The 15,471-nt window shown below is 45.5% G+C and carries 13 protein-coding genes and 1 other RNA gene; 7 read left to right on the top strand and 7 right to left on the bottom strand.

The window, feature by feature from the left end; genetic code table 11:
• The first annotated feature begins 74 nt into the window (after nucleotides 1–74).
• Nucleotides 75–446: RNase P RNA component class A (gene rnpB, locus AYY17_RS16305), an RNA gene on the top strand.
• 80 nt (nucleotides 447–526) lie between these two features.
• Here rnpB and AYY17_RS16300 read toward each other — a convergent pair.
• Nucleotides 527–1,225, bottom strand: coding sequence for a pirin family protein (locus AYY17_RS16300; RefSeq protein ID WP_067425363.1), 699 nt, complete (start codon nucleotides 1,223–1,225; stop codon nucleotides 527–529).
• A 108-nt stretch (nucleotides 1,226–1,333) separates the two neighbouring features.
• Between AYY17_RS16300 and AYY17_RS16295 the strand changes: the two genes are divergently transcribed.
• From AYY17_RS16295 to AYY17_RS21645, 3 genes are all read left to right on the top strand, one after another.
• Complete coding sequence (locus tag AYY17_RS16295; protein ID WP_067401581.1) at nucleotides 1,334–2,230, top strand: LysR family transcriptional regulator; 897 nt, start codon at nucleotides 1,334–1,336, stop codon at nucleotides 2,228–2,230.
• A 157-nt stretch (nucleotides 2,231–2,387) separates the two neighbouring features.
• The gene (locus AYY17_RS16290) at nucleotides 2,388–2,783 is read left to right on the top strand and encodes a glycosyltransferase family 25 protein (protein WP_067425360.1); all 396 of its coding nucleotides are present in this window, start codon (nucleotides 2,388–2,390) and stop codon (nucleotides 2,781–2,783) included.
• A gap of 79 nt (nucleotides 2,784–2,862) precedes the next feature.
• Nucleotides 2,863–3,090: a hypothetical protein gene (locus tag AYY17_RS21645; RefSeq protein ID WP_156656731.1), complete on the top strand. Its 228-nt coding sequence runs from the start codon at nucleotides 2,863–2,865 to the stop codon at nucleotides 3,088–3,090.
• 73 nt (nucleotides 3,091–3,163) lie between these two features.
• On the opposite strand, the gene AYY17_RS16280 is transcribed toward AYY17_RS21645, so the two are convergent.
• The 5 genes from AYY17_RS16280 to AYY17_RS16260 all read right to left on the bottom strand — a co-directional run bounded on the left by AYY17_RS16280 (nucleotide 3,164) and on the right by AYY17_RS16260 (nucleotide 5,847).
• The gene (locus tag AYY17_RS16280; protein ID WP_067425354.1) at nucleotides 3,164–3,550 is read right to left on the bottom strand and encodes a DoxX family protein; all 387 of its coding nucleotides are present in this window, start codon (nucleotides 3,548–3,550) and stop codon (nucleotides 3,164–3,166) included.
• A 184-nt stretch (nucleotides 3,551–3,734) separates the two neighbouring features.
• Complete coding sequence (locus AYY17_RS16275) at nucleotides 3,735–4,040, bottom strand: YqjK-like family protein (protein ID WP_067425351.1); 306 nt, start codon at nucleotides 4,038–4,040, stop codon at nucleotides 3,735–3,737.
• On the bottom strand, nucleotides 4,033–4,446 hold the full coding sequence (locus AYY17_RS16270; protein WP_067425348.1) for a phage holin family protein: 414 nt from the start codon (nucleotides 4,444–4,446) through the stop codon (nucleotides 4,033–4,035). Before AYY17_RS16270 ends, AYY17_RS16275 begins: the two co-directional genes overlap by 8 nt.
• Nucleotides 4,447–4,449: 3 nt before the next feature.
• On the bottom strand, nucleotides 4,450–4,752 hold the full coding sequence (locus tag AYY17_RS16265) for an ElaB/YgaM/YqjD family protein (protein WP_067425345.1): 303 nt from the start codon (nucleotides 4,750–4,752) through the stop codon (nucleotides 4,450–4,452).
• Nucleotides 4,753–5,163: 411 nt separating this feature from the next.
• Nucleotides 5,164–5,847 (bottom strand): DedA family protein, encoded by a 684-nt coding sequence (locus AYY17_RS16260; RefSeq protein WP_067425342.1) that lies wholly within the window; start codon nucleotides 5,845–5,847, stop codon nucleotides 5,164–5,166.
• Nucleotides 5,848–6,842: 995 nt separating this feature from the next.
• Here AYY17_RS16260 and AYY17_RS16255 point away from each other — a divergent pair.
• Both AYY17_RS16255 and AYY17_RS16250 read left to right on the top strand, forming a co-directional pair.
• Nucleotides 6,843–8,552 carry a pyridoxal phosphate-dependent decarboxylase family protein gene (locus AYY17_RS16255; protein WP_067425339.1) on the top strand — a complete coding sequence of 570 codons (1,710 nt, stop codon included), beginning with the start codon at nucleotides 6,843–6,845 and terminating at the stop codon, nucleotides 8,550–8,552.
• Between the two features lie 356 nt (nucleotides 8,553–8,908).
• A complete protein-coding gene (locus tag AYY17_RS16250; RefSeq protein WP_067425336.1) occupies nucleotides 8,909–10,225 on the top strand; it encodes a sodium-dependent transporter in 1,317 nt (438 codons plus the stop codon).
• Between the two features lie 80 nt (nucleotides 10,226–10,305).
• On the opposite strand, the gene AYY17_RS16245 is transcribed toward AYY17_RS16250, so the two are convergent.
• Nucleotides 10,306–13,239 carry an autotransporter outer membrane beta-barrel domain-containing protein gene (locus AYY17_RS16245; RefSeq protein WP_067425333.1) on the bottom strand — a complete coding sequence of 978 codons (2,934 nt, stop codon included), beginning with the start codon at nucleotides 13,237–13,239 and terminating at the stop codon, nucleotides 10,306–10,308.
• 1,110 nt (nucleotides 13,240–14,349) lie between these two features.
• On the opposite strand from AYY17_RS16245, the gene hybO reads away from it, so the two are divergent.
• The gene (gene hybO, locus AYY17_RS16235; protein ID WP_067425327.1) at nucleotides 14,350–15,471 is read left to right on the top strand and encodes a hydrogenase 2 small subunit; all 1,122 of its coding nucleotides are present in this window, start codon (nucleotides 14,350–14,352) and stop codon (nucleotides 15,469–15,471) included.

Genomic DNA, 15,471 nt, shown 5'->3' with positions numbered 1-15,471 from the left:
CATTTCCCGTCACTCAGACACTCAGTACGGACTTATTCTGTACATCGGCAGGAAAGCCGCTTATAATCCGCCCCGGAGTCAGCCAGGCAATCGCTGCTTTATCGTAGTCCCTTCGGGAGACGGGTAGAGGGGAGGAAAGTCCGGGCTCCGCAGGGCAGGGTGCCAGATAACGTCTGGGAGGCGCGAGCCTACGACAAGTGCAACAGAGAGCAAACCGCCGATGGCCCGTAAGGGCACAGGTAAGGGTGAAAGGGTGCGGTAAGAGCGCACCGCGCGGCTGGTAACAGTTCGTGGCATGGTAAACTCCACCCGGAGCAAGGCCAAATAGGGGTTCACATGGTGCGGCCCGCACTGAACCCGGGTAGGCTGCTGGAGCCAGTGCGCGAGTGCTGGCCTAGAGGAATGGTTGTCCAAGACAGAACCCGGCTTAACGGCTGACTCCACACTTATAAAAACCCCGCGTCTGACGCGGGGTTTTTTCGTTTCAGCCGGACTGAATCAGAAATATAGAATCAGAAATACTATCTCAGGCGATGATATCAATCAGCAGCGCCCTGCAATCTGTCTGTGCGTGAAACGTGACTTCCCGGCTGTCCTGAATAAAGGCACCGTCACCACACTCCACCACTTCCTGTTTTTGACCGTCACCGGCAACAACACATCCGTGTATGGACTGATAAAATGCCCGCCTGCCATACAGAGGCAGGGTGAATGAATCCCCGGCCCGGATATTCAGGTGAGAGATGCGGATCCCCTGCTGTAAATCAATACTGCCGTTTTCCCCGTCCGGTGAGGCAATCAGTTGCACCGGATCTGATGTCAGCGTGAGGGACTGTGAACCTCCGCGTGGCACGCCGGGAACGGCCCGCAGCCAGATCTGAATACGGGTCAGCGGTGACTGTCCGCAGGGATTGGTTTCGGTGTAACTGACGCCCTTGCGGGGGGAGAAAAACCGGCACTCATCCTGTTTATTTTCAAGATACAGCCCGTCATTATCACGAATATCGTGTTTCCCTCTCAGGATCAGGTTTACAATATCCACATCAGGATAGGATTTGGGCTGGAATCCGGCACCGGGTGCCAGAACTTCCTGATTCAGTGCTTTCAGCGGACCATATCCCAGAAATTCCGGGTCAAAATAGTGCCCGAAAGAGAAGGCATATTTTGCCTGCAACCAGCCATAATCTGCGGAGCCGGCTTGTTTTGCGGTTCGGTGTATAATCATGATGGTCTGCCTGCTGAGAAAAATATACTGAAATAATAAAGGGCTGGACGCCGAATTGTTAGCCAGTTAATCTGGTGGCGACATTCAAATTTTCTGATTGAGATAATGATGAGTAAAGACAAAGCGTTAACGCTGGAATCATTGCGCGTGATGGATGCTATCGACCGGCGGGGCAGTTTTGCCGCTGCGGCAGATGAGCTCGGGCGGGTGCCATCCGCTCTGAGCTATACCATGCAGAAACTGGAAGAAGAGTTGGATGTTGTATTATTTGATCGTTCCGGACACCGGACAAAATTTACCAATGTCGGGCGGATGTTGCTGGAGCGCGGGCGCTTGCTTCTGGAAGCGGCAGACAAACTGACAAGTGATGCCGAAGCACTTGCCCGTGGCTGGGAGCCGCATCTGACTATTGTCTGCGAAGCCCTGATACCGGCGGCATCCCTGTTTCCGCTGGTGGAAAAACTGGCACTTAAATCCACCACCCAACTGACGCTGGCGACAGAAGTTCTTGCCGGCTCCTGGGAGCGGCTGGAAACCGGACGGGCAGATATCGTGATTGCGCCGGATATGCATTTCCGCTCTTCTTCTGAAATTAACTCCCGTCCGCTCTATTCCGTGGTGAATGTCTATGTGGCAGCACCCGATCATCCTATTCACCGCGAACCAGAGCCATTATCTGAGACAACGCGGGTAAAATACCGTGGCATAGCAGTGGCAGACAGCGCCCGTGAGCGCCCGGTGCTGACTGTCTTACTGCTGGATAAACAGCAACGCCTGACGGTCAGTTCAATTGATGATAAACACCGCGCTCTGCTGGCCGGGCTGGGTGTGGCAAGTATGCCGTATCCGCTGGTGGAAAAAGATATTCAGGAAGGCCGCCTGAAAGTGGTCGGGTCGGAATACAGCCATGAAACGAATGTGATAATGGCATGGCGGCGTGACAGTATGGGTGAGGCGAAAGCCTGGTGTTTGCGTGAAATTCCGAAACTGTTTATCAATAAATAAGTCTGATAATAAAAAATACGCTAAATCAATAGACTGTCGGATGCTTTCCGGCAGTTTTTTTTTTTCGCTCTGATATTAAGATTGCCCCGGATTGACAAAAAAATACTATTGAGCATCATAATGCAATAAATTATATATCCCGGATGCCGGAGGCAGTATGGATTTGAAGTTGTTTATGTCAGAAGAAGATAATACATTGAATCATGATCTCTTTGATAAAATTATTTATATAAATTTAAAAGTAAGAAGAGATCGCAAGAAAGAGATAACTAATATTTTGGCAAGAGCAGAGATCCCGGAGGATAAAATTATTCGCTTTGAAGCGATAAGTAAGGCCCCGGGTTTTCTCGGTTGTACCCTTTCCCATACGGCTGTGATGGAAATGGTTATAGATAATGGTTGGGGGAATGTACTGATTCTTGAGGATGACACTGATTTATATAGTGATATTGAACACATAAGGCAGGCAAATAAATTTTTTGTCTTCTCTGAAGACACGACAATGGGATGTGGCCTTCCTGGGGGGGAATTATTATTACGCGTCATCTCATGAGCCGGATAATTTTTTATTAAAATTAAAATTTTCTTTTTGTGCAAATGCGTATATTGTCAATAAGAATTATGCGGAAAAAATGCTGGAAATCCTGAATGAATCTATTGAGGCAATTACTGCAAATGGTGATTTTGATGAGTCAAAAACAGTTGATTCATATTGGTGTAAATATATGGAAAAGGATTCTTGGTTTGGTTTGTATCCTTGCATTGCCTACCAGAAAAAAGGATATAGCAATATAAGAATGGGAACACTGGATTATGAATATTTATTTAATAAACCCTTATCTGACATTCAAATCTTTTGAATAGACAGATATCCGCCTGAGAGCGGATATCTGCTAATCTATTATTTTGCTGTGTGGCTTTGCCTGAATGTAATTACCATTTCTTTTTTAATAAATGATCAATACTGAATTTACCGGGGCCGGTGACAGCCAGCAGGAGAAAACCGCCTGCAATAGTAAAGTTTTTCATAAACATTAACTGGTTAGCGCCTTCGGCAAAGTTAGTGTGGAACAGCAGAGCGGTCAGTACAGTAAACCCGAAAGTGAAAACAGCGGTTGTCCGGGTTAAGAAACCAAACAAGATTGCCAGCCCGCCGCCCAGTTCCAGTAAAATAGTCAGTGGCAGCAGAGCACCGGGTACACCCATTGCCTGCATATACTGCTGAGTTCCGGCATAAGCATCACCTAATTTGCCGTATCCGGCCACAATAAATAACACAGGCATCATGATACGGGCGATTAAAATAGCGTAATTGTTCATTGAGAGATCCTTATTAGCTCAACAATATTGAATTTATAAATCTGCAGGCAGAGTCACTAATTCTTCATTTAAATGGCACGATATGCCAATGCGTTTTGTTGGACTAATAGTAAGTGCGAATGAGAAGGATTGTTAGCAAGAATTCTTCATGAACAAATTCAAATTTTTTGATTTTGAAAAAAGGTTAGCTGTGTGGTTTATTGCGGGGAAAATTAGCTTGTATGGTGCGTATCACGCCCCATAACCCAACGGCACGTTGTCCCCAACGGTACAGTTTTTTCGGGTGGCGGACAGAAAATACAGAGATAAGGCTGAGACCGGCCACGACCAGCGGACGCAATTGCACCACTGTCTGCCAGGTTCTGTCCAGTGACTCTGTTTTTTCCAGCCAATGTTCTGTGGTCTGTGATAAGTCGCTGCGTTGTGCAGCGATGGTATCAATCAGTGCCTGCTTGCGCAGTGCCCGTTCAGCGCGGGTCTGTTTATTCATGATGTTGCTCCTGCTGTTTTTTTTCCAGCAGTTGCTTATCAATCGCCAGTTGTTCACGGGTCGCACTCAACAGTGATGATTTGCGGGCTTTACGGACAGCAGAGAGCGCAAAAATCAGCGCGCTTCCCAGCAATACTATTGTCGTAATAGCCAGAGCCGTCAGACGATAGACGGGGTCAACTGCCCACATGACCAGGACAAGCAGGCTCATCAGCCCGAAAGCGGTCAGCAGCAGTGCAACGCCGGCCAGTAAAATCAACTGAATAAGATTGGCTTTTTCCTCTTCAAGCTCAGTTGCGATGAGCCTGAGACGGGTTTCAGCCATGCTGACCACAATAGTGGCGATGCGCGTCAGTGTGTCGAGGAGCCCTTTACCGGGCCCCTGCGGACGTTCAGATTCAGCCATAACTCAGCGACGGGTCAGTAAAACGCCTAACACGACACCCACAGCAGCGCCGATCCCGACACCTGTCCATGGATTTTTTTTCACATAGTTATCCGCACGACCGGCTATCTCTTTAGTTTGCTGTATAACCTGTTCTTTGCCTTCTGTCAGGCGTGCGCGGGAATTTTGTAATGCGGCCTGCGCTTTCTTCTTCAGTGAATCCAGCTCTTCTTTCGATTTATTTTCTGCATTACCTAACACAGATTCCAGGGTGTCAGCCAATGATTTCAGTTCGGCGCGTAACTCTTCATTTGAATGATGTGACATAGGAACTCCTTGTGATTATATAACCAAGGTTATATACCCAACGTCATTCAAGATGCAGGAAGGCGGCAAGGAAAGATCGCCGGGGAGCATACATCAGTATGTGACCCGGCGATCTGAGTGCAGCCAACACACCTGCAGTTTGAATGAATAAGGGTATAAGTGCAATTAAGGTCTAATGATAGTGTATTTTCCGGCGTTGTCCTGCACATTTCAGGCGGTGGGTGATTAATTCAGAGTAAACTGCGGGAAAATGAAAGGTTGCGGGATGATGTTTTCCGGTCTGTCGCTGAAACTGCGTATACCCTTATTCATTCAAACTGCAGGTTCGTTGGCGGAATGATGATAGCCGCCTGCCTGCATCTTGAATGACATCGGGTACAGACCGGGAAAAGATATCAAAGGCTTATTGCCTTATTGCGGGGTGATATCCGTATCGGTATTTTTTGTCCGTTTACGTCTCCAGACAACCCACAGGCTGGCAATTAACCCGCAGACTAGCAGGACAACCGGGATAAGCATCAGGATGTTCATCAGATGATGCTCATACTTGCGGAAAAGCGGGCTGATACCCAGGCAATACCCGAGCGAGGTCAGAATTCCGACCCAGAGAAAGCCACTCAGCCAGTTAAAAAACTGGAAACGGCGTGAACTCAGGCCTGCTATCCCTGCCAGCATCGGCAGTAATGTACGGATAAAAGCAAGAAAGCGGCCGACTAACAGTGCGGCAAGACCATGGCGGTGGAATAACCCGTGTGCGCGCTGGTGATAGTGAGGCGGCAAATGTGACAGCCAGCCTTGTACCATGCGCGTATTACTGAGCCAGCGCCCCTGCAGATACCCGACCCAGCAACCCAGGCTGGCACCGGCAGTAAGTACAATCAGTGTCGTCGGAAAATCCAGCGTATCTTTTGCGATTAATACCCCGACCAGGATAAGCAGGCTGTCACCGGGTAAGAAGGCGGCAGGAAGCAGGCCATTTTCCAGAAAAAGGATGGCGAACAGCATAATATAGATAGCCCATAACAGAGATGGGTTTGACAGGGTCTCATAATCCTGATGCCAAAGTGCAAAAAAGAGTTGCTGCATTGTTTCCATCAAGTATTCCTAAAACTGAAGTAGGCTTAATTCGTCGATCGGGTGTTTTCAGGTAAAGAACCACGCGCACCAGTCATGATGTTTGCGGCAGATAACCCCTGATATATGTGTTGCAAAACAGGGTCACTCTAACAAATTAGGGGTAACGGAGACAGTGAATTTTTTCCGGATAACGTAAGATGATATTAAGGTGAGATTTTTATTTTTCAGATTATATCTGTTGTTAAATCAATAAGTTCTGTGGGGATAGTTGCGTTTTTAATCAAAGTTGCTGTTAATGAACGATTTTTCGGGAGCTACGGCATTTAAATCATCTGTTTTAATTGTCGGTGTAATTGGCTGCACAACGCCCGCCGCGTCATATGCTCCCTGCGTGTCTTCCCTTACCGTCTGCCTGTAATTTGAATGATGTTGGGTATATAACAATTGAGCGAAAAATAATCACAAAAAAAAATATTTTTATATTTTAGTTTTAAAAATCATGATGTTATTTAATTATTTGTCACTGATGTGGAAAAAGTGCTAAACCGGCAATCATTAACAGAATTGGAGATGCGTTATCTTTCTGGGATCGTTATTCTGATGATTACTCACAAACCGGCAAAATATCGGGCGTTACACAGAATAAATCAGGTAACAGACTGAATAAATAAATTAGATAAATTTATCATTTATTGTCATTGGTGTTAGGCTCTGTTTAAATAGTTTGCTATATATGTGCTTTTACAGAACATTATTCTGTATTCCTTCGCGTTAATTAAATTTAAAATCTGTATTTATTATATTTTGCAGTGCAATTAATTGTGATCTCACCGTCATAATTTAAAAAATATTAAACCTGACTATCACACATTTTTTGATGTAATTAATTGAATTTATTTATTTATTTTATTATTCATCACGGTGTTGATTATCTTCTTATCATTTGAAATGCAACTAATTAGGCGCAAAATAGTGGCAATACTCTTGTGTGATTTACTATTTTGGAGCTAATTGTGGATCAATCAGAACATATCACGTCCGCTTCTGCGAATGTGCTGAATAAAGATTTTGAAGTTAAATATCAAAATGTCATCAGCGATTTCTTCAGCCGGGATCCCGGCAAATGGCCGATTCTTAATCATCCGCAAATTCAGGCTATTACTGAATTCCGGCAAACCACACAGGCCGATGTTCAGCAAATAGGCCGCTATCCGAATGGCGCTGAATTATTTTCCCGTCTGGCAGATGACTCACATATCCGTCAGAATGTTATCCGTCCGGGAGAAGGTCAGGATGATTTACTGGTATTTGCATCAGCGCTGTGTAAAAACTGGGAAAACCCGCTTGCCGTTGAAAACGTCATTGCCATGCCATCTGATCCGGCAGTCTACGGCTCCATGCTCGGATTGCTGGGAAACCCGAATATGGTGTACTGCGAATACTCAGGTGTGGCAGATACCATGGAAAAAACCGTGGTCAGAAAAATCGCGAATCTGATTGGTTATGATGCCGACAAAGCGTCTGGTTTGTTCACCCAGGGCGGGACTATGTGTAACCTGTACGGGTATCTTTTCGGGATCCGTAAGTCACTTAAACAGTCCAAACATCTGGGGATGTCGGTTGATCAGGATTTCCGCATAATCAATTCACAGGGCGGGCACTATTCTAATATCACTAACCTGTCATTGCTGGGTGTGGATATTAAAAACAAAACTATCCGCATCCGGGTGGCATCAGACAATACGATTGATCTTGCTGATCTTGAGCAGCAAATCCGTGCCTGTTATACGGTTCACTGTAAAATTCCGGTTATTCTGCTGACCGCCGGCACAACAGATACGTTTGGCGTCGATGAGATTAAACAGGTTCATGATCTTCGTAACCGTTTATGTGAAGAATTTGAAATTACGGATAAGCCGCATATTCACGTGGATGCGGCGGTTGGCTGGCCGATTATCTTCTTTATTGATTATGACTTTGCGACGAACCCGCTGGCAATTAATGAAGCCACACTGATCGGGTTGCGCCATAATGTTGAGAAATTTAAGCAGCTTAAGTATGCAGATTCGATAACGATCGACTTTCACAAATGGGGATATGTGCCTTATACCTCAAGTCTTGTGATGGTTCGTGATGGCGATGATTTCAAAGCATTGGAAAACGATCCGGAAAACTTTACCTATTTTGAGCACTCGCTGGAGGGGCAGACCCACCTGCAATCCACTATCGAATGCAGCCGCAGCGGCGTCGGGATCTTCGGGGCGTACGCCGGATTGCATTATCTGGGCATTGAAGGGTATCAGACAATTATTGCGCACTGTCTGCAAAATGCGAATTATCTTCGTAACCACCTGTTATCAATGGGTAATGCCTGCGTTATGGTACCGGAAAACCAGGGGCCGAGTGTCGGGTTCCGTCTCTATTCACCAAAACTGGTGACAGATCCGCAGGCTATGTTTGCACATGAACTGACCTGTGCGAGTGACAAAACCGCCTATGACATGATGGTTCGCAACAGCCACTGGCATCGTGATTTATTCCTCAAACGCGGTAAAGCGGGTCTGTATACTAACTGGGTGGATTCAATAGCCTGCTCAACGTATGCAGAACACAACCGGTTTGCCTATATCCCGGGAGAAAAAGCGGTATTTATGAATCCGGTAACACAGCGCCATCATATTGATGCGTTTGTTGATATGCTCAAAACAATGAGTATTGAATAATTATTATATTTTTTAAATTTATTTTTGTGGTATAAAAGAAACAGAGCGCCATACCATGGTGTGGCGCAATAAATACCCATTTTTAAATATGAAGAGCTAAACCATGAACGCAATCATTAACCATCTGCTAAGCCTAAACCTACTACTCAGTTAGGTGGCTGCGTTTATTCGTTTTTCTTCACAAGCCACCAGCAAGGTGGCTTTTTTGTATGTGTAACCTGCTGGTGGAACTGTTTTTTTACGGGAGTTCCTATGATGTTTGGTTACACGGCAAGGATTATTATCAGCACCATTTCACCGCAGAATAATTGTTCTGCCGCCGCCTCTGTCACTCAGATGACACAGAAGGAGGCCGCATGAGTCAGCAATGGACGTCCCGCTTCGGGCATATTTTAGCCGCCGCCGGTTCTGCTATCGGCATCGGTGCCATCTGGAAATTCTCTTATGTTGCTGCATCTAACGGCGGCGGCGCATTTTTGATCGTTTTTCTGTTATTCAGTTTTATTATTGGTCTTGCCGTATTACTGGCTGAAAATATTTTAGGCAGCAGTACGCGGGCTGAAGCTGTTAATGCATTTAAACAAATGATGGGACGCCACTGGGCATGGATTGGTGTTATCGGTGTGTTCAGTTCATGGTGTATTTACAGCTTTTACAGTGTCGTCGGGGGCTGGACTATCGGTTATACGGTGATGGCAGCGACTGGTGAACTGAATATTTCGGACAGCGCAGAGCTGACCGGTATATTCACCCGCTTTATCAGTAATCCCTGGTGGCCGGTTATTGCTCATCTCACCTTTGCCGGTATGACCTGTTTTGTGGTGCTGGCGGGTGTACAGCGCGGGCTGGAAAAATCCGTTAAAGTCATGATGCCGTTATTATTTATTATCATGATTGCATTGACTATCATTGGTATCAGCCTGCCGGGTTCGTCTGCCGGACTGAAATTATTTTTATATCCTGATTTCAGCAAACTGACCGGAAAAGGCGTATTGGATGCACTGGGCCTGGCTTTCTTCTCGCTCTCAATTGGTCTGGGTATTCATATTACCTACAGCGCCTATTTATCTGATAATAAAGGTATTGCAAACTCAAGTATGTGGGTGGTTATCCTCTCCTGCATGGTGTGCGTACTGGCGGGGCTGATGATTTTCCCTGCATTGTCTGCTGCAGGTCTGGCACCGGATGCGGGGCCGGGTCTGACCTTTATGACCATGCCGGTTTATTTTGCCCACTTACCCGGCGGCTCAGTTCTGGCAGTAACCTTCTTTGTTTTATTACTGATGGCGGCGCTGACTTCCGCAATTTCATTGCTGGAGCATATTGTGGCGTATGTTCAGATGCGTTTTCAGTGGACGCGCCGCAGGGCGGGTCTGGTGGTAACGGCCTCGATTATGCTGATGGGGATCCCGGTATCGTTATCATTCGGACCACTGAGTGATGTTACCCTCGGCGGAAAAACGGTGTTTGATCTGCTGGATTACCTGACATCGAATATCCTGATGCCGCTGTTCGGTATTGCAGTCTGCCTGATTTTCGGCTGGTCACGTAAAGCGAATGCACTGATCCCTGATAATATTACCGGTCTGAAACGTCAGTGTTTGCTGTTGGTATGGCGCTATATCGGGCCGGTTTGTATTGGTGTTATCCTGGTACACGGACTGATTGGCTGATAACAGAATAAAAGAACGGCAGGAATTTCTCCCTGCCGTTTTTGGTTTGACAGAACCGGTTTATCAGAACCGATGCTGTATCAGAACCGGTAGTTTACGCCGATCAAACCACTGTAAGGTGTTTCCTGTTTACTGCTTTTTGCGTAGTTAAATTCGCCGTAAACAGCCCATTTATCATTGAGTTTGGCATCAATACCAACACCGTATTTTCCTGTGGTGCCGGACATGTCATTTGTCCGTTTGGTTTCTTTATTAAGCTCAACCTCGCCGTTTTTGGCAAACTCATGGTTAACTGCCACACGGACATAAGGTTTGATCTGTGCGCCGTTTCCCAGTGTGAAATTTTTACCTAAAGTTGCACCCAGTTCACCGCTGAACGATTTGGCAGCATCTGCTTTGATACTCATACCATTACTGTAGCGGTAATCTGCACCCTGTCCCCGGAAGGCGGATACCATAACGTAAGGCTCAATAAAGTAATCATCTTTTTCAAAGTATTTACCGGCTTCAACGGAGAAACCAAACCCGTTTGTATTACTGTCAGCCGATGTTTTTCCGTCATTGAAACGGGCATCATAGGTGCTGCGGAAATGGTTGGCTTTCACCACGCCATCTACATAAACTCCTGAATTATGGCGGAAGGTTGAATAAACACCCAGACTGTAACTGTCTATTTTACCGTCGTTTTTAGCCATGTCGAGTGAGGAGTGGCTGTAGCCGACGAGCACCCCGGTCCAGAGTTTACCGCTTTCAAATTCTGTCATTTTGTCACCCCCGGCGACGATACCATTCATATCGTGACGGTAAGCAACCTCATTGTTATTGATATTATGACGGGCAGTAGTGGCTTTTGACCAGACTCCGAGATTAACCTGTGGATCATTACGTAACTCACCCAGGCGGGCGCGCAATGTACTTAATTCACCTTTCCAGACAGTCGGGATGGCGTTGGCAATCATCAGGGCGGTTTTAGCCGGATCAGTAATTTCAGGGAGAACCGGAACTACAGGGTCAACAGGGTCAACAGGGTCAACAGGGTCAACAGGGTCAACCGGTGGAACTTCTTTCACCGGAGAAAGATACCATTCATCCGCTGTATTTTTATCCTGAACCAGATAGTATTTGTAAGCACCTAAATCCACACTTTTATTAGTCAGGGCGAAGGTATCGTTCTGGCTGCCTGCGGCGTGGATCAGGTGATAACGGTACGGATCTGATGTATTGCTGACCAGCGCTTTACCTGAATCCATCACCCGGACACCATGATTACCGCTGACCGAGTCAGTGATATTCAGAAAATCACCTTTGCCGTCAGCGAGACCGGTATTCATCACAAATAATCCGTTACCGCTGAGCTCACTGATATTTAACTGACTGTAATGATTAATATTATTTCCGGTCATATCACCGAATACTGTTACACCGTTGTTGGTCAGTTTATTGATAGTCGCTATTGACTCAGGAGATGCTGCATTCTGGCTTATATATATATATGACTTATCGTTATACAGATTAACCTGTTCAGCGTATGCGCCTTTACTGAGAACACCATTCAGAGTGTGATCACTGCCTGCGCCCAGAATCAGAGAACCATTATCGACAGTCAGTGTACCCAGAGAATATGCTCCGTCATCCAGGGTGCTGTTCCCGCCATTTTTGATAGTGGTATTTTCGGTACTGCCGTTTGCCTGTACATGCTGAGTTCCGCCATCAATTATCGTCGACGCAGCGAGGGCATATTGTGCAATAAACTGAGCCCCGTTGGTTATCACCGTTGTATTTGTGACAGAGCCTTTATCTTCAACAGACTGAACGCCGCCGCTGTTAACTGTGGTGTCTGAGGCTTTTCCGTTTTGTTTAACTGATTGCAGGCCACCATTCATTATTGTTGTTTGAGTGGCGATACCTTTATTTTCAACAGATTGAACACCGTCTTTATAAATAGTAGTATTTTCTGCTTTACCGTTCAGCCCGACTGTTTGTGTACCACCCGCCATGATTTGGGTATTTTCAGCCGTCGGATTGCTTCCCCAGGTTTTGTCAGGATCATTATCCGCGACCCACTGCCCGTTTTTCCAGTCACCGCTATGGTTAGAAATAATCTGATCACCATAAACCAGGGTATCTTCAACTGTACCTGAACGTACCCGCTGCGTACCACCCTGATAAATAGTGGTATTTTTAGCGCCACTTCTGTCATTAACATAAACAGTCTGATAACCACCCTCATATATGTAGTTATTCAGTGCCAGTCCTGATACTGCCTGGTAACTACCCGCTCCGGTAATATAGTTATCAATGGCGGTCCCGGCGTCTATCGTATAGGTGCCGCCATTACGGATAATGGTATTTTTTACAATGGCGTCATTTGCACCTATTGGTATATAAAGTTCACCACCGTCGATCAGGTTATTTTCAGCATAGGCATTGTAGCTGACCGTCAATTTTCCGTTGGTTTTCACCAGCGTGTTATAAGCCTGTACTTTTTCTTTATCTGATGCTGTCCGTAACTCCATAACACCCCATGCATCAACCGTGGTGTTATAGGACTTTGTTCCGTTATGCAGTTGCAGGTTCCCGGTATTGTTTTTATCAATACCTTTGAGCGTAATATTTATCACGCTGCTGTCATCAAACGCGGTTCCGCGGTATGAGTCGCCCAACCGGAAAGAGGCGTGACCGAGGTTTGTGCCGATAAGGTGGGTATCGTCAGTGAAATTCACGGTTGGTTCGACTGATGAGGGATACGCCATATCAATTTCAGTCAGAAATTTTGGCCCCTTAATCGTAATGCCTTTATTTGCTTCAGTCGCTTTCAGTGCATCACTATCAGCATTCGTATAGCTTCCACCATTTTGAATCTGCTCAATACGCAGTGATTCATCACTGAACTTAAATTCAGGGATCGGTTCAGGTGTTACCGTGGCGGGAGGCGTGGTATCAGCCATACCCGCAGAAGAATAAGCCATGCCGGTTACTGAGAGTATCAGGAACGATAATTTTTTTAATTTCATCACATTGCCTGTTTTTTTCGGAGATGGAATGAATTGGAGGTCGCTACCTGTTCAGCAGATAACGGAAGTGTACTTGACGCATATAAATACTTACATAGAGAGTAAATTTTAATTTTTACCTTATGGCAAGTCAATATATCGGTAATTTAACAAACTGAAAAAATTAATAGTTTAAACTTAATTTAATTCAAATGATTACCGACGTGAGCATTAAATGAGTATTTTGGTGATTTGTTATTTTATGGAAGAATATTAAGAGTTTAATAAAAATTGTAATTATTTATTAATTAACAATATATTCATAATAGGGGCTACAGGTTATTAGTATTTCAGTATTATTAATTTAAAAATCGGTATTTTACAGAGATATCTTCTTTTAATGTCTGTTGTTTCTGCTTTTCTTCAGCGAAGGTAAACATAAATGCCGTGTATTTTTTGTCAGTTAGTTTATCAGGGGTGTTATGGCGTTATTGTCGTAACTGAATTACGCAGTAATTTATTAAGAGGGAAGTGTTCTGTTGTTGAGAGTAATTATAAAATGAGATTTATATTCATTTGCATCAGTGGGGATCTTTATTTAATTATAAAAAATGAAAATAGAGACGCGGTAAAGTACAGGTGTTTTATAATGCACTACAGCAATATGATTTTTTACGTTAAGTTAAATAAGAAAAACAAATAACGGTTGTTTTTTAATCTCAGGTATAAAAATCATATGACAACCCTGACTGTTCTTCATTATTTTAACCCGTGAATCAGAACGATTCACATTCCGTAATCCGTTGCCCTGACTGGTCTTAGCGCTTTTGCTGACTCCATTCATGTGGCATTTTTGTCATCTTTACAGGGCATTTAAATATTTAGGAATATTCAAAAGTCAGATTTAACATTCAGACGTTTATATTGCTTTAAATGTTAAATATTAATGAAAACATCCGATTGCCTTTGTCTGTTCTCCAATGTCATGAATATTTTATTATTTTATCCATTTTTATTGATCATAACCCCGCTAAATACCCTTATTTTTAGTGTTGATTTTGTTCTGTGTCGCATTAATTATTTAAAAAAACGATTACATTACGTCTCAAATTAACACTACGGAATAATAGAATGATTGAAGATAATACTTTTATCACTTCTGAGGGTATTAACCGGCGCGGCTTTCTGAAACTCTGTGCGGCATTAGCTGCCACTATGGGTCTCAGTGCAAATGCTTCCGCCGAAATTGCGGCGTCCGTCAGCCGTAAGGATTGTCCCCCCGTCATCTGGATATCTGCACAGGAGTGTACCGGTTGCACTGAGTCCCTGCTCCGGGCGACGCACCCGACAATCGAAAACCTCATACTTGATATGATTTCGCTGGAGTACCACGAGGTGCTCTCCGCCGCATTTGGTCATCAGGCCGAAGCGAATAAACACAATGCCATTGAGAAATACAAAGGCAAATATGTGCTGGTGGTCGATGGCTCTGTGCCACTGAAAGATAACGGCATTTATTGCATGATCGCAGGCGAGCCGATTGCTGACCACATCCGCAAAGCCGCTGAGAATGCGGCTGCGATTATTGCTATCGGCTCTTGTGCCGCATGGGGTGGTGTCGCGGCAGCGGGTGATAACCCGACCGGCGCGGTTGGTCTTCAGGAAGTGCTGCCGGGCAAAACCATTATTAATATTCCGGGCTGCCCGCCGAATCCGCATAATTTCCTGGCAACGGTCGTGCATATTATTACCTACGGCACCGTACCGAAGCTGGATAGCAAAAACCGTCCGCTTTTTGCCTACGGGCGCTTGATCCACGAACATTGCGAACGCCGCGCACATTTCGATGCCGGTCGTTTTGCCAAAGAGTTCGGTGACGAAGGTCACCGCGAAGGTTGGTGTCTCTATCACCTGGGCTGCAAAGGACCGGAAACTTACGGTAACTGCTCAACATTGCAGTTTTGTGATGTCGGCGGCGTGTGGCCGGTGGCTATCGGGCATCCTTGTTATGGCTGTAACGAAGCCGGTGTCGGTTTCCATAAAGGCATCCATCAGCTTGCTTCTGTGCAGAACCCGACACCGCGTGCGGAAAAACCGGATGTGGATCTGAAAGAGGGCGGCATAGTCTCCGGTGGTGCCATCGGATTGCTCGGGGGTGTTGTCGGGCTGGTTGCCGGTGTCAGTGTTATGGCGGTTCGGGAGCTGGGGCGTCAGCAGAAGAAAAATGATGCTGACTCGCCGCGGGGAGAGTAA

It is taken from the genome of Morganella psychrotolerans, assembly GCF_001676055.1.
Taxonomy (GTDB): Bacteria; Pseudomonadota; Gammaproteobacteria; order Enterobacterales; family Enterobacteriaceae; genus Morganella; species Morganella psychrotolerans_B.
The sequence above is the reverse complement of the archived record's forward strand: the minus strand, read 5'-3'. Positions and strand labels throughout refer to the sequence as shown.